The sequence below is a fragment of the Antarcticirhabdus aurantiaca genome, from assembly GCF_009765365.1.
GTDB lineage: Bacteria > Pseudomonadota > Alphaproteobacteria > Rhizobiales > Rhizobiaceae > Antarcticirhabdus > Antarcticirhabdus aurantiaca.
The window spans coordinates 1-19,922 of sequence record NZ_VTOM01000033.1; the positions used below are offsets into that span (position 1 = coordinate 1).

Consider the following 19,922-nt stretch of genomic DNA (forward strand, 5'->3'; position numbering starts at 1 on the left):
CATCGCTCTGTCCCTCGACCATCGCAAAAAGCAGCAGTAGAGCGCCGTATCTCTGCGCCCAACCGTGCGATCAGCCCCGAAACCTCAAACAACAACCAAGCTCGACGTTTTGACACGGCCTGGACCCCTTTCAGACCTCCCTGCGCGGATCGAGCGATCCCAAGAGCGGACATTCGCCGCGTCGAGCGTGCTCGTTTGGTCTCCTGCCGAATGACCCGCAAACGATTGGTCGTTTGCTCCCGAGGGCCAATCCATCAAGGGCTCCATCGTGGATCAGGCGGCGTGCATCGTTGGAACGCCGTCCTTCATGCCGTTTCGAACGACTTGGATGAAGGTCCGAACATCCTCGCTCGTGTTGAACAGTGCCAGCGAGACGCGGATGCCGTCGCGCTCGGGCGAGACGCGCACGCGGGCGCGCTCGAAACAGGGAAGCCAAGTGGCGGCCGGCAGGCGGGGCACCACGATGTGGGCTGCGCGGTGACGGCGGTCCCGGGGGCCGGCGATGCCGATCCCCAGGGCGTCGAGCCCGGCGATCAACTCCTCGCTGAGGGCGAAGAGATGGGCCTCGATACGCTCGCGGCCGACATCCTGGATCAGATCGAGCGCTGCGCCGAGCGCGTGGATCGCCGGGATGTTGAAGTTGCCGATCTCGAAACGGCGGGCATCCGGCGCCACGACGAGGCGCTCGGGGCGCGCGACGAGGTCAGCCGGCAGTTCGGCGAGGCTGGCCGCCGCCAAATGCGCCGGCTCGCAGCGCGCGTCCTCGCCGTTCCAATAAAGGAAGCCGAGCCCCTGGGGAACGAGGAGGCCCTTGTGCGTCCCGGACGCGACGAAGGTGGCGTTCATCGCCTGGACGTCCACCGGCATGACGCCGACCGACTGCATCACGTCCACCACGAAGAAGAGGCCGCGCGACCGGCAGAGGCGCCCGACGTCCTCGACGTCGAAGCGATGGCCGGCGTGGAAGGTGACGTGCGACATGGAGATGGCACGCGTGCGCGCATCGATCGCACCCGCGAAGCTCTCGCCGTTCACGATCTCGGTCATCGGAAGGAAGCGCACCTCCACGCCCTTTCGGCGCAGGTTCAGGAAGGCATAGGCGTTGTTGGGATGATCGCCGTGGATCATCAGCACGTTGTCGCCCGCCTTCAGCGGCAGCGCGTTGGCAGCGATGTTCAGCGCTTCGGACGTGTTCTTCGTGAAGGCGATTTCGCCGGCCCTCGCGTTGATGAATCGGGCGAGCTTCGCCCGCACCGTCTCGACGCGCTCCAGCCAGACGGACTTCGGTCCGGCTGCCTCGGAAGCTTCGTCGAGAAGGCTTTCGATGGCGGCGCGAACGGGCGCCGCCAAAGGTGCCTGGAAGCCGGAGTCGAGATAGGTCATGCGGGACGCGGCCGGGAACTGCGCGCGGACTGCTGCGAGGGCGATTGATGTCATCGGGCTTCTCGTTGTCGGACGGGATGAGGGGGATTCAAGCGAGCGGCGCGATACCGGGAGCCGCTTCGTCGTCTTCGTCCCCGAGAGTTTGGGAAAGAGCGGCGGCGGCCCGGGTCAGCGGCTCGATCAGGTGGTCCAACTCGTCGAACGAGTGCCGCGCTCGCGGCACGGACACGCCGAGGCAGGCGACGAGCCCACCGCGCGCGTCGAGGATCGGCACGGCGCACCCGACGACGCCCTTCACGAACTCCTCGTCGCTCTTCGCCCAGCCGCGAGTGCGCACCTCCTCGAGTCTGCGCAGCAAGGTGTCGGGATCGGTGATCGTGCCCGCCGTATAGGGGTGAAGCGGCAGGGCACGCACGAGATCCTCGCGTGCCTTGCGCTTCAGGCGGCTCAGGAAGATCTTGCCCGTCGAGACGCAGTGGATCGGCGCCGTCGCACCAGGGTCGAACCGCAGACCGTGGGCGGGTGCGACATTGACCGCGTCGACATAGACGACGTCCGTTCCGCGCACGACGCCGATCTCGCATTGCTCGCCGATCTCGGCGGAGACGTCCTGCAGGATCGCGTGGCGCCGCGCCGTGCGGAACGCGCTGCCCATCGTGCGGGTCGCCAGATCGATGAGGGCACTTCCCGCGACGAGGCGCTTCGAGCCGAGGGCTCGCTTCAGGAGACCACGCTCCTCGAGGGCCGCCACGAGGCGATGGGTCGACGGCAGAGGCACTCCGGTCGCCTGGGCGATCTCCGCGACGGCGACGGAGCGCTTGGCGCCCGCCACGAAGGCGAGGATACCGAAGGCGCGGTCCAGCGGAGCGTTTGCGGTGTCGGAGGAAGCGCCGGCCAAGAGGGATCTCGCATTGCGCGGCGGGCATGGGGGGCCGCCTCGGCTTTCAACCTCGACTCAGACGACGCCGATCGCAACGAGTATTCTCGAAGATCCGACAATCTTCTTTCGATTTTCGAGAATTAGAACGTTCCCGGGGCTTCGGAAAGCGAACGTCTCGGCCCTCATGTCCGGTGTCAGACGAAGATTCGGCCTGCCATCTGGAGCGCTTCGACCGTTCTCGCCACCAGCGGATGGTCGCCGCTGCCGCGCGGATAGGCGCAGAAGACGCGCCTGAGAAGCAGGGGGCGGAGCGGGATGATGCGGAAGTCGGGGTCGTTCTCGATGCCGGTCGCGCCGAGTGCCGGCAGGATCGTGACGTAGCGTCCCGTCCGCACGAATTCGAGCGTCGCGGCGATGTTGAGGCAGTTGCAGCTCGCCTTCGGCGTGAAGCCTTCCGCGACGCAGGCGCTGATCACGTATTGCGAGAAGGTCACCGCGGACTGGTTCAGCGCCCAGTCCTCCTCCGCGAGTTCCTTGAGGTGGATGGACTTGCGGCTGCCGATCGCCAGCCGGTGATCGGCAGACAGGATGGCCTTGAACTGGTCGGCGACGAGGGGCTGCTGCTCCAGCCCGATCACCGGCGCGCTCGTGTGAAGGAGATCGTGCGCGACGACGACGTCCATCTGCTTGGCGGCCGCCGCCCGAAGCGCGGCGACGGGCTCCATCTCCGTGAAGTGGATGCGCAGCTTCGGGTTGCCTTCCGCGAGGCGCGCGAGCGCGGGCGGCACGAGGCTGGAGGCCGCCGTGCCGAAGGCGGCGATCCGCAGCTCGCCCGCGATCTCCTGCGTGTCGCTGGCAAGGTCCGCCTCGATCGCGTTCACCGTCACCAACAGCTCCGACACGCGCCGGACCATGCGCTCACCCGCAGCCGTCAGCCGCACGCCCTTGGTGGAGCGCTCGAACAGCGTCTGCCCGGTTTCGCGCTCCAACAGCGCGAGCTGCTGGGAGACGGCCGGACGCGTGATGTTGAGCGAGGCGGCAACGGCGGAGATGCTGCCGAGGATGGAGAGTTCGTAGAGCATCCGCAGACGCGACAGGTTCAGCATTCGGACGCCCTCGACATGGGTGACCGTAAGAAGAAGTTACGCCCGCCGTCAAGCTTGCCTGCCTTCAAAACCGGCACGATCCGTTGATGATCACAACGAGAGCAGGGAACGGCGAAGCGCCGGCGGGATCGCCGCACCATCCGTCCCGGCCCGACGCGGCTCAGCGGCCGCGAGGTGTCATCAGGGAATCCAGGTCATGGCGAAGGTCGCATTCATCGGTGTCGGACGCATGGGCTCGCGCATGGCGTTCCGCCTGCTCGACGCCGGCCACGAGGTCCGCGTCTTCGATCCGAGCCCGGAAGCCGTCGCGGCCGTGGTCGAGAAGGGGGGCGTCGCCGCCTCCAGCCCCGCGGACGCGAGCATGGACTGCACCTTCGTCCTGTCGAGCCTGCCGACGCCCGACAGCCTGCGCACGGCGATCGGCGGCGAGAACGGTGCCCTCTCGTCCCTGAAGGCCGGCGCGACGGTGATCGACTTCTCGACGGTCGACCCGACGACGACGCGGGACGTGGCCGCCGCCTGCTCGGCGGCCGGCGTCGCCTTCATGGACGCGCCGGTGAGCGGCGGCGTGGCGGGGGCGGCGAGCGGCAACCTCATCATCATGGCCGGCTGCGACGAGGCGACCCTGGACGGCGCGCGCCCGATCCTCTCCTCGCTCGCGGCCCGCATCGTCCATTGCGGCCCGATCGGCTCGGGTCAGCTCACCAAGCTCGCGCACAACCTCCTGACGGCGATCAACACCGTGGCGCTCGGCGAGGTGCTCGCCGCCAGCGTGAAGGCGGGCGCCAGCCTGCCGGTCCTGACGGAGGTCCTGTCCGGCGGGCTCGCCGGCTCCAAGATGCTCGACTACCTGCCGAAGACGCTGTTCACGCAGGAGCGTCCGGCGAACTTCGCGCTCGACCTCATGCACAAGGACATCAGCCTGTGCCTGTCGGAGTTCTCCGACTATCCGATGCCGCTCGGGCAGGCCGTCCGCCAGATCTACAACACCGCCCGCGCCGAAGGCCTCGGCAAGAAGGACTCGACCAGCGTCGCGGAGGTGTTCGAGCGCCTCCTGAAGGTCGACCTGCGCCTGTCCGCCGCCGCCAGCTGAGCCGGGGCCGAGGAGAACCGACATGTCGAACGCCGCCATCAAGACCGCTCCCGCCGACGCGCTCGCCCTGCCCATGGAGGGCCTGAAGGGACAACTGATCGACGGGACCTGGACGCCAGCCAGGGACGGCACGACCCTCGACGTCGTGAACCCGTGCCATCGCTCGGTGATCGCGGCGGTGGGCGCCGGAAAGAAGCCGGACGCCGATGCCGCCGTCGCAGCCGCGAAGGCGGCCTTCCCGAGCTGGCGCCGCATGGCCGCCCGCTCGCGCGGCGCGCTGCTGACGGAACTCGCCAACCGCGTGGCCGCGCATGCGGAGGACATCGCCCGGGTTCTCGCCGCCGAGACCGGCAACGCGCTGCGCACGCAGAGCCGGCCCGAGGTGCAGAGCACGATCGAGGTCCTGCGCTACTACGGCGGCGTCGTCTCCGAGCAGAAGGGCGAGACGCTTCCCCTCGGCCCAGGCCTCTTCTCCTTCACGACGCGAGAGCCGCTGGGCGTCGTCGCGGCCATCATTCCCTGGAACTCGCCGCTCGTCCTGGCGGCGGTGAAGATCGGCATGGCGCTCGGAACGGGCAACACGCTGGTCCTGAAGCCGGCCGAGGACGCGCCGCTCGCGGTGATCAAGGTGGCGGAACTCGCCGCCGACATCTTCCCCAAGGGCGTCTTCAACCTCGTGACGGGAACGGGCGAGGACGCGGGCGCCGCGCTCTCCGGGCATCCGGATGTCGCCAAGATCTCCTTCACCGGCTCGGTCGAGGTCGGCAAGCTCGTCGCCCATGCCGCGGCCGGCCGGATCGCCCGCGCGACGCTGGAGCTCGGCGGCAAGAGCCCGACCATCGTTTATCCCGACGCCGCGACCCCCGAGCGCCTCGACGCGCTGGCGACGAACGTCGTCAACGCCATGCGCTTCGCCCGCCAGGGCCAGTCCTGCACCGCCGGCTCGCGCCTCTACGTCCATCGCGACGTCTTCGACGCCGTGCTCGGCAAGGTCGTCGAGAAGCTCGGCGCCCTGCGCATCGGCGACGCGCTGGACGAGGCGACCGACATCGGTGCCATCATCAACGAGGAGCGCTACGCCGCCGTCCGCGACTTCGTGCGCGAGGCGGTGGAGGCCGGCGGCGAGATCGTGACGGGCGAGGTGCCGCCCGAACTCTCGGCCTCCGACGGCTTCTTTCCCCGGCCGGTGATCTTCAAGAACCTCGGCAACGACTGGCGCGTCGTGCGCGAGGAGGTGTTCGGCCCGGTTCTGGTCGCTATCCCCTGGGACAGCGAGGACGAGGTGATCGGCTGGGCCAACGACACCCATTACGGCCTTGCCGCCTACATCTTCACCCATGACGTGACCGCGGCCCTCAAGGCGGCCGAGCGCATCGACGCCGGCTGGCTGCAGGTCAACCGTGCGGGCGGCCAGATCCCCGGCATGTCCTACGGGGGCATCAAGCAGAGCGGCATCGGCTCGGAATACTCGATCGAAGGCGCGCTCGAAGCCTACACCGCCCGCAAGAGCGTCACGATCAACGTGTGATGGCGATGCGAACGCGGCGCCCCCCCTCCGAAACGCCCAGGGACCTCGCGGCGACGCCGGGACTCTCGGCGACCGCCGACCGGCTGGACCGGCTGATGACGCTGGAAATCCGCCCGCTCGCGGGCGGCCTTCCGCCGGGCATCGTCGTGCCGACCTACGTGGCGGCCCGCCAGGTGCAGGACGGCGCGCTTTCGGCCCTCGCCGCGCGGCGGCTCGGCGAAGCGCTGGCGGAGGGCGGCACCGTCCTCGTCGCCACCGGCGCGGGCGTCGCGCCCAAGCTTCCCGGCGGCGAGACGGACGGCCCTCCGGGCGCGGCCGTCCTCGGCCTCGCCCTGGCCGACGGCTTCGGCGCCCGCTGCGTCCTTCTGGCGCAAGGCGAGCATCTGCCGGCCGTGCGCGCGAGCGCGGCGGTCTTCGCCGACCGCCTCGGCGCGCAGCCGATGGAGGTCGCCGAGTTTCCGAAAGGCGAGGCGGAGGGCAGAGAGGCCGCACGGGAGCTCGTCGAGCGGCATCGGCCCGTCGCGATCGTCTTCGTCGAGCGCGACGGGCCGAACGAGGCCGGTCATTATCACGGCGTGCGCGGGGATCGGCGCCCCGCCGGAACCGTCGCCCATGTCCATCTCCTGGCGGAAGAGGCGCGGACCCGCGGCGTTCCGACGATCGGCATCGGCGACGGCGGCAACGAGATCGGCTTCGGCCTGATCCGGGACGCGGTCTCGGCGCTGCTGCCGAACGGGGGCCGCTCGCAGCCCGACGAGACGGGCGTCGTCACCGTGACGGCGACGGACGTCCTTCTCAGCGCCTCCGTGTCGAACTGGGGCTGCTACGCGGTCGCGGGCGCCCTGTCCGTGATCGCCGGCCGCAACCTCCTGCACGCCGCGCACGACGAGCACGCGCTGATCGAGGCCTGCGTCGGTGCCGGCGCGCGCGACGGGGCGACCGGGGAGGCTCGGCTCGCCGTCGACGGAATCGACGCCGACGGGCATGGAGCCTTCGTCACCCTGATGCGCTCGGTCGTGGATGCGGCCCTCCGCTTCCCGGCGGCCGAGCGGCAGGACAGCGAGGCCGCCGATCGCGGCCTCATCGAGGAAATCTACAGAGCCACGGCTCAAGGAGGCGTTTGATGGCGAATCCGTCGCAAGCCCTGTCCGCCCCGCCGCCGAACGAGAAGCGCGACGGCTTCGGCAACGTCGTCGATCCCGTGGTCAGCTTCGCGCGCGGACGCATCATCGGCTCCAGCGTCGACGAGGTGCGGCGGCTCCGGCACGGGCAAGCCGTCGCGGCCGAGCGCGTGCGCCGGCTGGGACCCCAGTCCATCGGCGTCTTCACCGGCAACCAGCGCGATTTCCCGATCCGGCCGGAGGATATCGCGACGAGCTGCGAGGAATGGGTCGGCCCCGGTCTCGTCGCCGAGGAGCTGCGCCGCCTCGCGGTCGAGCATCTCGGCGGCCTGCCGGACGACGGCTGCGCCGTCTTCAACCGGACCAGCGCCGGCATCGTCGCGACGATCGCCGCCCATGCGGGCGGCAGGCCCGTCCTGTCGATCGTGCCGCTCGGCGGGCGCTCCCACGCCTCGGTCGTGCGCGGCTGCGGACTGGCGCGCGTCGAGATGATCGAGGTCCAGGGCGACGGCGACTGGCGGGCGCGCATCGCGGGCTGCGCGCTCGTCGTGGTGACCACCGTCACCAGCAGCCTGGAGCGGCTCGACGACGAAATCGCCCGTGCCGCGATCGAGGCCGCGAAGGCGGCGGGCTGCGTCACCTTCCTGGACGAGGCCTATGGCGCACGGGTGCGCCCCTATCTCCACGGCGGCGCGAAGGCGCTGGAGCTCGGCGCCGATCTCGCCATCACCAACTGTGACAAGGCCGGCCTGTCCGGTCCGCGCTCCGGCGTCCTCGCCGGCCGCGCGCCGCTCGTCGTCGCGGCCTCCGCCAAGGGGTCGGAATACGGCATGGAGGCGCGCGCGCCGATCGCCGCGGCGACCTTCCGGTCGCTGGCGGCCTTCGATCCCGCGCATCTTCGCAAGGAGGCGGAATCGGGCGGGCGTCTGGCCGAGGCGCTAGCGCGGCGGCTCGGCGGCATGGTCGCGCGCAGCGACCTCGGCCCGATGATCCACGAGGACGACGTCCTGCGCGAGCTGATCCGCCGCTCGGGTCTGTCGCAGAACGACATCGCCGTGGTGCCGGCGGAATCGGGCGCCGCGCTCGGCATGGTGCTCCTGGAGGATCACGGCATCCTGACGGTCAACACGCACGGCCAGCCCGGCGCGCGCATCTCGGTGCGCCTGAAACCGACCCTCGACGCGCTGGACCGCGTCGGCGGCATCGAGGCGACGGTCGAGGCCTTCGACCGCTCCGTCGACAAGGTCGCCGCCATGCTCGGCGACGAGACCGCGCTTCGCGCCTTGATCCACGGACGGCAATGATGTCGACGCACGCCCCCTTCGACGAGCGGCTGGACCGGCTCGTGAACCTCGACCTCGGCGGCCGCGGCGTCGAGCATCTCCATGCCGCCAACCGCGAACGGCAGGGCGCCTCGCCCATCGGCGCGGCGGCCGACGCCCTCCTCGCCGTCGAGCCCGGCGCGACGGTGATCTACACGACCGGCTCGGTCTCGCGGGCCTGGATCTCGCCGACGATCGGCGAGAACGACGGTCCGGCGGGGCTCGCCGCGCTCGTGCGCACGATGAGCCTCGCGCGCCGTACGCTGAACGTCGTCCTCGCCGAGGGGACGCTGATCGAGGCGATCGGCAAGCTGATGACGGCCGCCGGCCTCACCGTCGTGCCGCTGGACAAGGCGCGGATCGCCTGCGCCGACAAGAGCCTCCTCGTCGTGACGCTCCTGCCGTTTACGACCGACGATGCGAAGGCACGCGTCGAAGCCGAAGTCCTGCTGGACGAACTGAAGCCGGCTCTCCTCTTCTCCACCGAGCGCGTCGGGCGCAATGCCGACGGCATCTACTGCTCGATGCGGGGGGTCGACTTCGGCGCCGAGCGGGCGCGCATCGACCACGTGTTCGACGTCGCGATGGAGCGCGGCCTGCCCACGGTGGCGGTCGGCGATGGCGGCAACGAAATCGGCATGGGATCGATCGCTAAGGCCGTCGCCGCTCACGTGAGGTTCGGCGACGCGCGTCCCGCCGGCGGCGCCGGGATCGGCGCCATGACGAAGGCGCGGATTCTCGTGACGGCGGCGGTCTCGAACTGGGGCTGCTACGCGATCGCTGCCGCCATGGCGCTGCGCACGAAGAACCCGGCCCTCCTGCACACGCCCGAGATGGAGGGCTTCCTGCTGCGTCGGGGCGCCGAGATCGGGCTCATCAATTCGGTCGACGGCATCGTCGACCCGAACGTCGACGGCGTGCCGCTCGGCACGCATGTCGCCATGGCGGAACTGGTGGGCGCGATCGTTCGCCCGGCCCTCCGCTGATCCACCCTTCGCAACCTCGAGAGGAGCATCGCATGTTGAACGGCATCGCAAGAAGGATCGGTACCGCTCTGGCCGGCCTCGTCCTCCTGGTGGGCGCGGGCGCGCCGGCCATGGCCCAGGACGCCTCCCGGCTCGACGAGATGGTGGCGCGGGGCAAGCTGATCGTCGGCGTTTCCAGCGAGTCGCCGCCCTTCGGGTTCGTGGACGAGAACGGCCAGCTCGCCGGCTTCGACGTCGACATCGCCAAGCTCATCGCCCGCGTGACCTTCGGCAGCGAGGACGCGGTGGAGTTCGTGCGCCAGAGCGCCGCGCAGCGCTGGCCGAACGCCCAGAACGGCACGATCGACTTCGGCGCGCAGACCACCTCGATCTACGCCGACCGGGCGCTGCAGGTCGGCTTCACGCGCTCCTACATCGACGGCGGCATCGTGATGATCGTGCGGGGCGACTCGCCCTACCAGACGCTGGAAGACCTCAACACCTCCGACGTCACCCTCGCCAACCTGACGACGCCGACGCAGGAGGAACGCGCCAAGCGGCTCTTCCCGGAGGCCCAGCGCACGACCTTCGACGGCATCGCCGCCCAGTTCAACGCCGTGAAGCTCGGCCGTGCCCAGGCCGCCCAGCTCGATGCGCCCGTCGCCGCCTGGTACGTCAAGCAGAACCCGGACATGCGGGTCATCGAAGGCACGCTGACCGGCGTCATCAACCCCGGCCTGTTCATGAAGCCCGGCGACTTCAAGCTCTGGCAGTATCTCGACACGGTCGTGGGCGAGATGACCGGCGGATATCTCTTCAACGACTACAGCGCGATCTACGAGAAGTGGTTCGGCACCAAGCCGCGCAATGCGAAATGGTACCTGAACGCTCAGAACTAAGCACTCGATAAGCGGAGGCCACCGATGGACGTCGCGCCCTTCATCTCCTTCCTGACGAGATACTGGCCCGTCTTCGTCGATGGCCTCCAGATCACCGCCTTCGTCGCCGTTCTGGCCGCGCCCGCCGCCTTCATCGCCGGCATCCTTCTCGTGTTGCCGGCGGTCTCCGGCTGGAAGGGCCTCGCCGCCGTCGTGCGCGGCTTCGTCGAGCTGATGCGCAACACGCCGCTGCTCGTGCAGATCTACCTGCTCTACTTCGGGCTGCCGCTGCTGGGCATCTTCTGGGGCGCCATCACCTGCGGCGTCATCGCCATCGCCCTCCAGCACGGCGCGTTCCTGTCCGAGATCGTGCGGGCGGGCATCCAGTCGCTGAGCGTGCGCCAATGGGAGGCGGGCCAGTCGATCGGCATGCGGCGCTTCGCGATCCTGCGCCTCGTGATCCTGCCTCAGGCGCTGATCAAGGTGACGCCGGCGCTCGGCAACCAGCTCATCGTCCTCGTGAAGGACACGTCCCTCGTCTCGGCCATCGGGGTCATGGACCTGACGCTCACCGGCAAGGTGCTGATCGAGCGCTCCGGCATGTCCTTCGAGGTCTTCATCGCCGTCGCGCTCTTCTACCTGATCCTCACCACCAGCCTCGGGATCGCGGCGCGGCTCGTCGAAACCTTCGTCGCCCGGAGATACGCCTGATGTTCCCGGTGCTGCAGTCCAACCTTCCCTATCTTCTGCAAGGGGCGGTCTACACCGTCGCGCTCTCGGCCTTCGTGGTCGTCTTCGGTGCCCTCCTCGGCATCGTCGTGGGCACGATCGCCTCGGCCGCGCCCGCCCCGGTCCGCTGGCTCATCAACGCCTACGTCTTCGTGTTCCGGGGCGTCCCCGTCCTCGTGATCATGTTCCTCGGCTTCTACAGCTTCCCCGCCGTCGGCCTGCGGCTCGACGCCTACACGGCGGTCGCCATCTCGATGGTCGTCTACATCGGCGCCTTCGTCACCGAGGCCGTGCGCGGCGCCATCGCCGCCGTGCCCAAGGGCCAGGTCGAAGCCGCGATGAGCATCGGCATGCGGCGCATCCCGATGCTGCGCGAGATCATCGTTCCGCAGGCTCTGCGCCTCGCCGTCGCCCCGGTCCTCAACATCTCGCTGATGGCGATCAAGCAGACGTCCTACGCCTCGATCGTCGGGGCCTGGGAGCTCTCCTTCGCCGCGCGCGAGGTGGTGGAGCGCACGCTCGCCGCCTTCGAGATCTTTCTCGGCGTGATGATCATCTACTTCCTGATCTGCTACCCGCTCTCGAAGGCCGCCGCCCTTGCCGAGAAGCGCTTTTCCTACGTCCATTGAGGGAGCGGAGCATGACCTCCACGGCCAGCGACCCCATCGTTTCCGTCCGCAAGCTGCACAAGTCCTTCGACAAGCTCGAAGTGCTGAAGGGCATCGATCTCGATGTGCGGCGCGGCGAGGTCGTCGTCGTCCTCGGGCCCAGCGGCTCGGGCAAGTCCACCATGCTGCGCTGCATCAACTTCCTCGAGACCTTCCAGAGCGGCACCATCACGGTGGACGGCCGGCCCGTCGGCTACGAGGCGGGCGATCACCGCAGGCCGCTCGGCGAAGCTCGGAACGCCAAGGTTCGCGAGCATGTCGGCATGGTCTTCCAGAGCTACAACCTGTTTCCCCACCGCACCGTCATCGAGAACGTCATGATGGGCCCCGTGAAGGTGAAGAAGGTGGCGCGGGCGCTGGCCCGCGAAAAGGGCATGGCGCTCCTTGCCAAGGTCGGCATGGACCACAAGGCGGACGCCTATCCCGGCCAGCTCTCCGGCGGCCAGCAGCAGCGCGTCGCCATCGCCCGCTCGCTGGCGATGGAGCCTTCGGTCATGCTCTTCGACGAGGTGACCTCGGCGCTCGACCCCGAGCTCGTCGGCGAGGTGCTGAAGGTGATGCGGGGCCTCGCGCAGGAGGGCATGACGATGATCGTCGTGACCCACGAGATGGGCTTCGCGCGCCAGGTGGCGGACCGCGTGGTCTTCATGGACGGCGGCGTCATCGTCGAGGAAGGCGCGCCCGGCGACATCATGGCCGCCCCGAAGACCGAGCGCTTCGGCAACTTCCTCTCGCGGAACCTCGACCAGTGACGGCGCCCCTGGAACGAGGCGCGGACACGATCCTCGCGCTGGAGGACATCCATCTCAGCTATGGCGAACTCCACGTCCTCAGGGGCGTCAGCCTGACGGTCCGCCGGGGCGAGGTCGTGGTCCTGATCGGACCGAGCGGCGGGGGCAAGAGTTCGCTCCTGCGCACGGTCAACGTCCTCCAGCCGATCACGCGCGGGCGCATCCTCCTCGAAGGCGAGGAGATCTCGGCGGGGGGCGTCGACGAGGACACGATCCGCCAGCGCGTCGGCATGGTGTTCCAGCAGTACCACCTCTTCCCGCACCTGACGGTCCTGAAGAACCTGACGCTCGCGCCCCGGCGCGTCTTCCGCGAGCCGGCCGCCGAGGCGGAGGTCCGCGCCCGCGAGCTTCTCGCCCGCGTCGGACTGTCGGAGAAGGCGGGTCATTATCCCGACCAGCTGTCCGGCGGCCAGCAGCAGCGCGTCGCCATCGCCCGCGCGCTGATGATGAAGCCGAGCGTGATGCTCTTCGACGAGGTGACCTCGGCGCTCGACCCCGAACTCGTCGGCGAGGTGCTGGGCGTCATGAAGGATCTGGCGAAGTCCGGCATGACCATGCTCGTCGTCACCCACGAGATGGGCTTCGCCCGGGACGTCGGCGACAAGGTCGTCCTGATGGCGGAAGGGGTCGTGGTCGAGGAGGGACCGCCCTCGCAGGTCCTCGTCGACCCCAAATCCGAGCGCACGCGCCAGTTCCTCGCCCGCACGCAGCACGCCTGAATCGATGTCTTCCCACCCGAAAGGACCGTCCGCATGATCCGCACGCTCACCGCCGTCCTGTCGACCCTTCTTCTCGCCGGCACCGCCGCCGCCCAGAGCGTCGACGTTCCCCTTCCGGCCGCCGTCAAGGCGAACGGCAAGCTCTTCGTCGGCGTCCATTGCGGCTATCCGCCCGCCGGCTATGTCGGCCTCGACGGCAAGCCCGTCGGCTACGAGATCGCCTTCGCCAGGAAGATCGCCGAATATGCCTTCGGCAGCCCGGACGCGCTGGAGACGCAATGCGTCAACGAGGGGAACCGCATCCCCTTCCTCCAGTCCGGCAAGATCGACATGATCCTCGCCTCGCTGGCCTACACGCCCGCCCGCGCCGAGCAGATCGCCTATTCGCAGCCGATCTGGGTGAGCAATCTCCAGCTCGTCGTGCCGGTGGATTCGCCGATCCAGGACTATGCCGACCTCGCCGGCAAGTCGGTCGCCACCCCGACGGGCAGCACCTACCAAACCTGGCTCGGCAAGTGCCATCCGGAGGCGACGGTCGTGCCGGCGCAGAACGCCGGCGAGCTCGGCACGCTGCTCTCGCAGGGGCGCGTCGACGCCTTCGCCTTCATCGACATCTACGACTACAACTTCGTCCGCAACCAGCCGCGCTACCGAGTCACCGGCACGCTCGCCGCCTCGGCCATGCAGGGCGTCGGCATCGCCAAGGGGAACGGCGAGCTCCTCGCCTGGGTCGACGCCGTCGTGGACGACCTTCGGAAGAAGGACTTCTTCTTCGAGGCCTTCTCCGCCGAGATCAAGGACGAGGCCTTCGTGAAGCAGTACCGGGACGTCGTGCCCGGACCGAACGTGACGCTCGACTACGCCAAGAGCGGCGCACTCGACTGCAACGACTGACCCATCCCTTTCGAACGCGCGGCCCCGGGCGAGTTGCCCGGGCCGCCGATCAGTCCGGACGCTTGCCATGGGCGAAACGCTCCTCGACGACCTTCCGGCCCTCCTGAACGGGCTCGGCAACAGCCTCCTCGTCAGCGCGATCGGGATCACCGTCTCGGTCGTTCTCGGGATCGCGCTCGGGGCAGCGCGCAACGCGGGCGTGCCCGTCCTTTCCCAGGCGATCGCGGTCTACGTGAACGTCTTCCGCTGCACGCCGCTGCTCGTCCAGATCTTCATGCTCTACTTCGCCCTGCCGGAGATCGGCATCCGGCTGTCGCCCTTCCAGACGTCCTGGATCGCGCTCGCGCTCTGGGGCGCCGCCTATCACACCGAGATCTTCCGCGCCGGCTTCAAGGCCGTGCCGCCGGCCGAGATCCTCGCCGCCCGCGCCCTCGGCATGCCGGCGCGGCGCACCTTTCTCGACGTGACGCTGCCGCTCGGCCTGCGCGCCACCATCCCGGCCGCGACCACGATGGCGATCGGCCAGTTCCGCTCGTCGTCCTTCATGGTCGTCGTCGGCTACCAGGAGCTCACCTACGTCGCCAACGGGCTCGTCTCGCAGACCTTCCGCGTCTTCGAGATCTTCGGCATGGCCGCCCTGATGTACTTCCTCACCTGCACCCTGATCGGGGCCGCCTCCCGCGGCTTCGAGACCTGGCTGCGCGTTCCCGGCACGAGGACGGCCCGATGAACGAAGCCTGGATCGGACCGGTCGTCGCCCATCTCGGGCGCGGGCTCCTCGTCACGCTGTGGATCTCCCTTCTCAGCGTCGTGGTCGCAACGGTCGTCGGCATCGCCGTCGGCTCGTTGGCGACCAGCCCGAAGCCGGCGCTGCGCGCCGTCGTGCGCGGCTACGTCACGCTGTTCAGGGGCATCCCCTCGCTCCTGATCCTCCTCTGCGTCTTCTTCGCCCTGCCGCAGATCGGGCTGGCAACCGGCCCGCTGACGGCCTCGGTGATCGGCCTCGGGCTCTGGGGCTCGGCCAACATCGCCGAAGCGGCGCGCGGCGCGCTCTTCTCCATCTCGCCGCACCAGGGCGAGGCCGCCCGCGCCCTCGGCATGAGCGCACGGGCGACGCTGCGCGACGTCCTCCTGCCCCAGGCGGCGCGCCGCTTCCTGCCGCCCTATATCGGCCAGCTCACCGTCCTCATCCACGCGAGCGCCCTAACCTCGGTCGTCGGCGTGTCCGACATCCTCGGCTCGGCCCGCCAGATGATCGAGCGCCTCGCCTATATGGGGCCGGACTCGCACGCCATCCTGATCTACGGCATGGTCCTCGCCGTCTTCTTCGCCATCTGCTACCCCCTGACGCTGCTCGCCGACTACGCCGAAAGGCGCCTGCGCGTCTGACCCGGCCGCCCCGCCTTCTTCCAGAACTCCGGCTTGCATCCGCCGAACCGCGGCCAACGCCCCAGAACAGATCCGCCGTTAGATGGAGTTTGCAGGGCGAGTGATCCGCTGCCGGTCCTTGAACCGCCGGAAGCTTGAGCTTTCCACGTCGTCACGGCGGAAAGCCGGCGGCGCCGTCGGGATTCATGAACGAGCGAGGTGCCGATCGCCGAGCCGACGATCCTCGTCGGCCTCAGCCAGTGCATCCGGCTGTTGCTGGCGATGCTGGTGCTCGCCGGGTAAGCTGGCGCGGAAGGGCTTCGGGGCCGGGTTGACGCGCGCCCCGTCCGCGTGCAGCTCGGGCGCGGCCTCCTGACGAGCCCGTCGATCGTCGCCGTCGCGCGCCTTCTCGACAGGCTGTCGCGCGCCACCTTCGATCGCGCCCTCCGCCCGACGATCCCTGAACCCGAGGACGCGCCCATGACCATCACCGCCCGCATCGGCATCGTCGGCGGCAATGGCTGGCTCGGCAGCGCCATCGCCTCGGCCGTTCTCGCCTCCGGCCGCCTCGATCCCGCGCGCCTGACCATTTCCGGCCGCTCGGACCGCCGCGGCACGGCCGAAACGCCGGGCGTCCACTGGACCCAGAGCAACCGCGAGCTCACCGAGCGCTCCGACGTCGTGGTCCTGTCGGTGCGCCCGCAGGACTTTTCGGACCTCTCGATCGACGCCCGCGGCAAGCTCGTCCTGTCCGTGATGGCCGGCATTGCTGCGGACACGATCGCCGAGCGAACGGGAGCGGCTGAGGTGGTCCGCTCGATCCCGAACGCCGCCGCCGCGATCCGCCGTTCCTTCACGCCCTGGTACGCCCTGCCCGCCGTCTCGGCCGAGAACAAGGCCCTCGTTCAGGCGCTGTTCGAGACCTGCGGCGAAGCGGCCGAGGTGCCTCGGGAAGCCCATATCGACTACTGCGTCGGCATGACCGGCTCGGGCGCGGCCTTTCCCGCCCTTCTCGCCAGCGCGCTGATCGACCATGCCCTCGCCCAAGGCCTGCCTCGGGACTTCGCCGAGCGCGCAGCGCGCAGCGTCGTCGCCGATGCGAGCCAGCTGCTTCGTGGCGAGAACGGCGATCCGTCGCGCATCGTGCAGGAGATGATCGACTATCGCGGCACCACCGCGGCGGCCCTGGCCACCATGCAGGACAAGGGCTTCGCCGACGCCGTCGCGGCCGGGCTCGACGCGGCCGGCGCCAAGGCCACGGCCCTGTCGGCCGGCTGAAACGGAGACGGCGTCGGGAGGATGTGACCACCATGACCGAACGGGACCCGCGCCTCGGCGCCTTCGTCGAGAGCCTTCGCCGGGCCTTCGACGCCGCGACCCTCGAAGCGGAACCCCGCGCCTCGATGGACCGCATCTTCGCGGCTCTGGGCGACGTGGCGCCGGCCGGCACCGGGGTGCCCGCGCGCCGCGAGGTGTGCCGCCACCTGTCCGCCGCCTTCGCCGCGCTTGCCGACGCACCCGCACCGCTCGCGCGCCTCGCCCGCGACTTCGCGGCGCTGGAGCCCCGGCTCGCCTGGAAGCCTCGGCCGGCGGGCGGCCCCTTCGCCAGCGACAACTGGGCGGAGGGTCACGCCAACGCCATGGTGATCGGCCCGGGCGGGCTGGAGGAGCGCGGCGACGTGATGATCGGCGCCTCGCTGCTCGGCCCGCACGTGCGCTATCCCGACCACGATCACGGGCCGGAGGAAACCTATCTCGTGCTCTCGCCCGGCCGCTTCCGCCACGGCGACAGCGACTGGTTCGAGCCGGGCATCGGCGGCACTCTGTTCAACGTGCCGAACATCCGCCACGCCATGGCCTCGGGCGACGCTCCGCTCCTCGCGCTCTGGTGCCTGCGCGTGTGAAGCGAGTCCAGCGAAGGCGGCGGGCGAGCTGGCGCAGCAGCCGGCGCCAGCGTGCCGTCACGCCGGACGCCCCGCCTCGCCAGCGCGCTTCTGACGCAGGATGTCGGCGACGCAGTCGCGCGCCAGGCTGTGATAGAGCGGCGCGTCCGAGATGAGGCGGGCGGTGCCGAAGCCCAGAAGGGCGGCCAGCATCACCGGCACGACGCTGGTGTGGTTGCCGGTCATCTCCAGGATGATCACGAAGGCCGTCATCGGCGACTGCACGGCGCCGGCGAAATAGCCGGCCATGCCCAGCATCGCCGCGAGGGCCGCGCTCGCGCCCGTGACCAGCCCGATGGTCGAGCCGAGGCCGGCGCCGACCGCCAGCGAAGGCGCGAAGATCCCGCCGGGTATGCCGGAAACCATGGAGGCGAGACCGGCCAGGAACTTGCCGAGGAAGAAGAGCGGCGGCAGAGTGTCCCCCTCGATGGCCGAGCGCGCAGCCTCGTAGCCGGTGCCGAAGGTCGTGCCGCCCGACAGGAACCCGACAAGCGCCACGATGGCGCCGCAGGCGGCCGCGATCCAGACGATCCGTCCCGGTTTGTCGCGCGTCCAGCGTCGAACGAGCCGGATCAGGGCGAGGGCGCCGGCGCTGAACAGGGCACCCAGCGCGCCGCCGAGCACGCCGCACAGGGGAACAAGCATCCAGTCGCTCGCCGACGAGACGCTTGCCTCGCTCACACCGAAGTAGGTGTAGTCGCCGGCGAGGGCGAGCGAGGCGAGGCCGGTCAGGATGACGGTGGAGATCACGAGGCCGTTGATGCGGGACTCGTAGGCGCGGGCCATCTCCTCGATGGCGAAGACGATGCCCGCGATCGGGGTGTTGAAGGCTGCGGCGATGCCGGCCGCCGATCCCGCCAGGATGAGCCCGCGCGCCTGCACCATGCCTCCCAGGCGTCCGGCCGCCAGCATGATGGCCGCGCCGATCTGCACGGTCGGGCCCTCGCGCCCGATCGAGGCGCCCGACAGGAAGCCGAGGAGCGTCAGGACGATCTTTCCGAAGGCGACGCGCGGCGACAGGAGACGATCGCGATCGGCATCGCTCTCGAAGCTGTCCGCGGCGATCGCCTGCTGGATGCCGCTGCCGCCGGAGTTCGGAAAGTAGCGCAGGACGAGGAAGCTCGACAGCGCGAAGCCGAGCGGCGGCACGAGAAGCGTCGCGACGGATCCAAGGGTCGGAACGGCCTGGAGGTCGGCGAAGGCACCCTGCGCCCAGTCCGCGAGCTTGGCGAAGACGACGCCGACCACCCCCACCAAGAGCGCACCCATCCAGAAGACCAGGCGTGGTCGCCAGACGTGCTTCGACATCCAAACCGCCCGCGAGCGCCGCAATACGGGCATGCGACGCAGGCGCGGCCGAGGCTGGCGTGGATGGGGCTGCTGCATGAAGGATGCCCGCTGCGATAGAAAGCCATTGATGGGCAAGGCGTGCGGGGATGTCGACCCCTCGTTCCGTTCGGTCGCGATCCTTCGGCGGCTCATCTGTGCGATCCTCCGGCTATCCCGGATGCCCGGCGCGCCGCCAGCGAGGTGCCGCCTCGCACGGATGCAGCTGCGGGCGACGTCGCTCCGCCGGATCGGCCGCTCGAAAGGCGCGCCGGCAAAGGGCAGCCGGTGGTTGCCGTGGTCGTCCGCGACGCGGCGGCGCCGATGATCGATCGCTCGGCCGATCGAGCGGGCCGCTCGCCCATGCCCCGGCGGTCGAGGCGCGGCTTGCCGAGAAGGCTTCTGCGAGCCTTTCCAGAGCTTGGGAGAACGCCACTTGCCCGGCCTGGGCAGACGAGCGGAGAGGAACCATGACGAGCGACGCGTTGGAGAAGGTCGGGTTCCTCGGCTTCGACGTCTTCGGCACCGTGGTCGACTGGCGATCGAGCGTCGCGCGTCAGGCGGAGCCGTTCCTGAAGCGCCACGGCATCGACGTCGATCCGCATCGTTTCGCCGACGAATGGCGCGCGCTCTACCAGCCCGCCATGGAAGCGGTGCGTGCGGGCAAGCGCCCGTGGGTCAAGCTCAACATCCTCAACCGCGAGAACCTCGAAGCGGTTCTCGCCCGCCACGGCGCCGACGTCCGGCAGCTCCCGGAAACCGACCTCGCGGACCTCAACCGCGCCTGGCAGCGCCTCGATCCCTGGCCGGACAGCGTGGCGGGCCTCACGCGCCTGAAGCGGCGCTTCCCGATCGGCCCCATCTCGAACGGCTCGATCGCGGGCATGATGAACCTCGCCCGCTTCGGCGGCCTGCCCTGGGACGTCATCCTCGGTGCGGAGATCGCGCGGAGCTACAAGCCGCAGCCTCAGACCTATCTGCGCTCCGCCGAGGCGGTCGGCCTTCCGCCGGAGCGCGTCGCGATGGTCGCGGCGCACAATGCCGACCTCGTCGCCGCGCGGGCGCTCGGCCTGCGCACGATCTTCGTGCGCCGTCCTCGGGAGCACGGTCCCGGCCAGACCACCGATCTGGAGCCCGCGTCGGACTGGGACGTCGTCGCCCAGTCCCTGACGGAGGTCGCCGACGCGCTCGGCTGCCCCTGACCCTCC

General features: G+C 69.8%; 20 protein-coding genes. 16 read left to right on the plus strand and 4 right to left on the minus strand.

Features of this window, described 5'->3' with window-relative positions:
* Window positions 1–273: 273 nt before the first annotated feature.
* The 3 genes from FZN60_RS26505 to FZN60_RS26515 all read right to left on the minus strand — a co-directional run bounded on the left by FZN60_RS26505 (window position 274) and on the right by FZN60_RS26515 (window position 3,369).
* Window positions 274–1,437 carry an aminotransferase class V-fold PLP-dependent enzyme gene (locus FZN60_RS26505; protein WP_158877041.1) on the minus strand — a complete coding sequence of 388 codons (1,164 nt, stop codon included), beginning with the start codon at window positions 1,435–1,437 and terminating at the stop codon, window positions 274–276.
* A 34-nt stretch (window positions 1,438–1,471) separates the two neighbouring features.
* Entirely contained in the window at window positions 1,472–2,281 is an 810-nt protein-coding gene (locus tag FZN60_RS26510) for an IclR family transcriptional regulator (protein WP_246727229.1), read from the minus strand.
* A 176-nt stretch (window positions 2,282–2,457) separates the two neighbouring features.
* Entirely contained in the window at window positions 2,458–3,369 is a 912-nt protein-coding gene (locus FZN60_RS26515; protein ID WP_158877043.1) for a LysR family transcriptional regulator, read from the minus strand.
* Between the two features lie 196 nt (window positions 3,370–3,565).
* Between FZN60_RS26515 and FZN60_RS26520 the strand changes: the two genes are divergently transcribed.
* From FZN60_RS26520 to FZN60_RS26590, 15 genes are all read left to right on the plus strand, one after another.
* Window positions 3,566–4,462 carry an NAD(P)-dependent oxidoreductase gene (locus FZN60_RS26520; protein WP_158877045.1) on the plus strand — a complete coding sequence of 299 codons (897 nt, stop codon included), beginning with the start codon at window positions 3,566–3,568 and terminating at the stop codon, window positions 4,460–4,462.
* Between the two features lie 22 nt (window positions 4,463–4,484).
* The gene (locus tag FZN60_RS26525) at window positions 4,485–5,990 is read left to right on the plus strand and encodes an aldehyde dehydrogenase family protein (protein WP_158877047.1); all 1,506 of its coding nucleotides are present in this window, start codon (window positions 4,485–4,487) and stop codon (window positions 5,988–5,990) included.
* Entirely contained in the window at window positions 5,990–7,114 is a 1,125-nt protein-coding gene (locus tag FZN60_RS26530) for a glutamate cyclase domain-containing protein (RefSeq protein ID WP_246727230.1), read from the plus strand. Before FZN60_RS26525 ends, FZN60_RS26530 begins: the two co-directional genes overlap by 1 nt.
* Window positions 7,114–8,415: a PLP-dependent aminotransferase family protein gene (locus FZN60_RS26535; protein ID WP_158877049.1), complete on the plus strand. Its 1,302-nt coding sequence runs from the start codon at window positions 7,114–7,116 to the stop codon at window positions 8,413–8,415. Before FZN60_RS26530 ends, FZN60_RS26535 begins: the two co-directional genes overlap by 1 nt.
* The gene (locus FZN60_RS26540; RefSeq protein ID WP_246727232.1) at window positions 8,415–9,419 is read left to right on the plus strand and encodes a glutamate cyclase domain-containing protein; all 1,005 of its coding nucleotides are present in this window, start codon (window positions 8,415–8,417) and stop codon (window positions 9,417–9,419) included. Before FZN60_RS26535 ends, FZN60_RS26540 begins: the two co-directional genes overlap by 1 nt.
* 32 nt (window positions 9,420–9,451) lie before the next feature.
* A complete protein-coding gene (locus tag FZN60_RS26545; protein WP_158877053.1) occupies window positions 9,452–10,297 on the plus strand; it encodes a transporter substrate-binding domain-containing protein in 846 nt (281 codons plus the stop codon).
* A 24-nt stretch (window positions 10,298–10,321) separates the two neighbouring features.
* Complete coding sequence (locus FZN60_RS26550) at window positions 10,322–10,987, plus strand: amino acid ABC transporter permease (protein WP_158877055.1); 666 nt, start codon at window positions 10,322–10,324, stop codon at window positions 10,985–10,987.
* Window positions 10,987–11,634 carry an amino acid ABC transporter permease gene (locus FZN60_RS26555; protein WP_158877057.1) on the plus strand — a complete coding sequence of 216 codons (648 nt, stop codon included), beginning with the start codon at window positions 10,987–10,989 and terminating at the stop codon, window positions 11,632–11,634. Before FZN60_RS26550 ends, FZN60_RS26555 begins: the two co-directional genes overlap by 1 nt.
* Before the next feature lie 11 nt (window positions 11,635–11,645).
* Window positions 11,646–12,425: an amino acid ABC transporter ATP-binding protein gene (locus tag FZN60_RS26560; protein ID WP_210253435.1), complete on the plus strand. Its 780-nt coding sequence runs from the start codon at window positions 11,646–11,648 to the stop codon at window positions 12,423–12,425.
* Window positions 12,422–13,183, plus strand: coding sequence for an amino acid ABC transporter ATP-binding protein (locus tag FZN60_RS26565; RefSeq protein WP_304505908.1), 762 nt, complete (start codon window positions 12,422–12,424; stop codon window positions 13,181–13,183). The genes FZN60_RS26560 and FZN60_RS26565 overlap by 4 nt, the downstream gene beginning before the upstream one ends.
* A gap of 33 nt (window positions 13,184–13,216) precedes the next feature.
* The gene (locus tag FZN60_RS26570) at window positions 13,217–14,077 is read left to right on the plus strand and encodes a transporter substrate-binding domain-containing protein (protein WP_158877060.1); all 861 of its coding nucleotides are present in this window, start codon (window positions 13,217–13,219) and stop codon (window positions 14,075–14,077) included.
* 67 nt (window positions 14,078–14,144) lie between these two features.
* A complete protein-coding gene (locus FZN60_RS26575) occupies window positions 14,145–14,807 on the plus strand; it encodes an amino acid ABC transporter permease (protein ID WP_158877062.1) in 663 nt (220 codons plus the stop codon).
* On the plus strand, window positions 14,804–15,466 hold the full coding sequence (locus FZN60_RS26580; protein ID WP_158877064.1) for an amino acid ABC transporter permease: 663 nt from the start codon (window positions 14,804–14,806) through the stop codon (window positions 15,464–15,466). The genes FZN60_RS26575 and FZN60_RS26580 overlap by 4 nt, the downstream gene beginning before the upstream one ends.
* A 330-nt stretch (window positions 15,467–15,796) precedes the next feature.
* The gene (locus FZN60_RS26585; RefSeq protein WP_246727234.1) at window positions 15,797–16,723 is read left to right on the plus strand and encodes a pyrroline-5-carboxylate reductase family protein; all 927 of its coding nucleotides are present in this window, start codon (window positions 15,797–15,799) and stop codon (window positions 16,721–16,723) included.
* Between the two features lie 32 nt (window positions 16,724–16,755).
* On the plus strand, window positions 16,756–17,349 hold the full coding sequence (locus FZN60_RS26590; protein WP_158877066.1) for a dimethylsulfonioproprionate lyase family protein: 594 nt from the start codon (window positions 16,756–16,758) through the stop codon (window positions 17,347–17,349).
* 57 nt (window positions 17,350–17,406) lie between these two features.
* On the opposite strand, the gene FZN60_RS26595 is transcribed toward FZN60_RS26590, so the two are convergent.
* Window positions 17,407–18,774 (minus strand): chloride channel protein, encoded by a 1,368-nt coding sequence (locus FZN60_RS26595; RefSeq protein WP_158877068.1) that lies wholly within the window; start codon window positions 18,772–18,774, stop codon window positions 17,407–17,409.
* A gap of 410 nt (window positions 18,775–19,184) precedes the next feature.
* On the opposite strand from FZN60_RS26595, the gene FZN60_RS26600 reads away from it, so the two are divergent.
* Window positions 19,185–19,916, plus strand: a complete 732-nt coding sequence (locus FZN60_RS26600) for a haloacid dehalogenase type II (RefSeq protein ID WP_158877070.1) — start codon at window positions 19,185–19,187, stop codon at window positions 19,914–19,916.
* The last annotated feature ends 6 nt before the right edge of the window (window positions 19,917–19,922 follow it).

Coding starts and splice junctions, on each gene's coding strand:
- FZN60_RS26505 (WP_158877041.1), bottom strand. CDS start 1,437: ATGACATCAATCGCCCTCGCAGCAGTCCGCGCGCAGTTCCCGGCCGCG.
- FZN60_RS26515 (WP_158877043.1), bottom strand. CDS start 3,369: ATGCTGAACCTGTCGCGTCTGCGGATGCTCTACGAACTCTCCATCCTC.
- FZN60_RS26520 (WP_158877045.1), top strand. CDS start 3,566: ATGGCGAAGGTCGCATTCATCGGTGTCGGACGCATGGGCTCGCGCATG.
- FZN60_RS26525 (WP_158877047.1), top strand. CDS start 4,485: ATGTCGAACGCCGCCATCAAGACCGCTCCCGCCGACGCGCTCGCCCTG.
- FZN60_RS26530 (WP_246727230.1), top strand. CDS start 5,990: ATGGCGATGCGAACGCGGCGCCCCCCCTCCGAAACGCCCAGGGACCTC.
- FZN60_RS26535 (WP_158877049.1), top strand. CDS start 7,114: ATGGCGAATCCGTCGCAAGCCCTGTCCGCCCCGCCGCCGAACGAGAAG.
- FZN60_RS26540 (WP_246727232.1), top strand. CDS start 8,415: ATGTCGACGCACGCCCCCTTCGACGAGCGGCTGGACCGGCTCGTGAAC.
- FZN60_RS26545 (WP_158877053.1), top strand. CDS start 9,452: ATGTTGAACGGCATCGCAAGAAGGATCGGTACCGCTCTGGCCGGCCTC.
- FZN60_RS26550 (WP_158877055.1), top strand. CDS start 10,322: ATGGACGTCGCGCCCTTCATCTCCTTCCTGACGAGATACTGGCCCGTC.
- FZN60_RS26555 (WP_158877057.1), top strand. CDS start 10,987: ATGTTCCCGGTGCTGCAGTCCAACCTTCCCTATCTTCTGCAAGGGGCG.
- FZN60_RS26560 (WP_210253435.1), top strand. CDS start 11,646: ATGACCTCCACGGCCAGCGACCCCATCGTTTCCGTCCGCAAGCTGCAC.
- FZN60_RS26570 (WP_158877060.1), top strand. CDS start 13,217: ATGATCCGCACGCTCACCGCCGTCCTGTCGACCCTTCTTCTCGCCGGC.
- FZN60_RS26575 (WP_158877062.1), top strand. CDS start 14,145: ATGGGCGAAACGCTCCTCGACGACCTTCCGGCCCTCCTGAACGGGCTC.
- FZN60_RS26580 (WP_158877064.1), top strand. CDS start 14,804: ATGAACGAAGCCTGGATCGGACCGGTCGTCGCCCATCTCGGGCGCGGG.
- FZN60_RS26590 (WP_158877066.1), top strand. CDS start 16,756: ATGACCGAACGGGACCCGCGCCTCGGCGCCTTCGTCGAGAGCCTTCGC.
- FZN60_RS26595 (WP_158877068.1), bottom strand. CDS start 18,774: ATGCAGCAGCCCCATCCACGCCAGCCTCGGCCGCGCCTGCGTCGCATG.
- FZN60_RS26600 (WP_158877070.1), top strand. CDS start 19,185: ATGACGAGCGACGCGTTGGAGAAGGTCGGGTTCCTCGGCTTCGACGTC.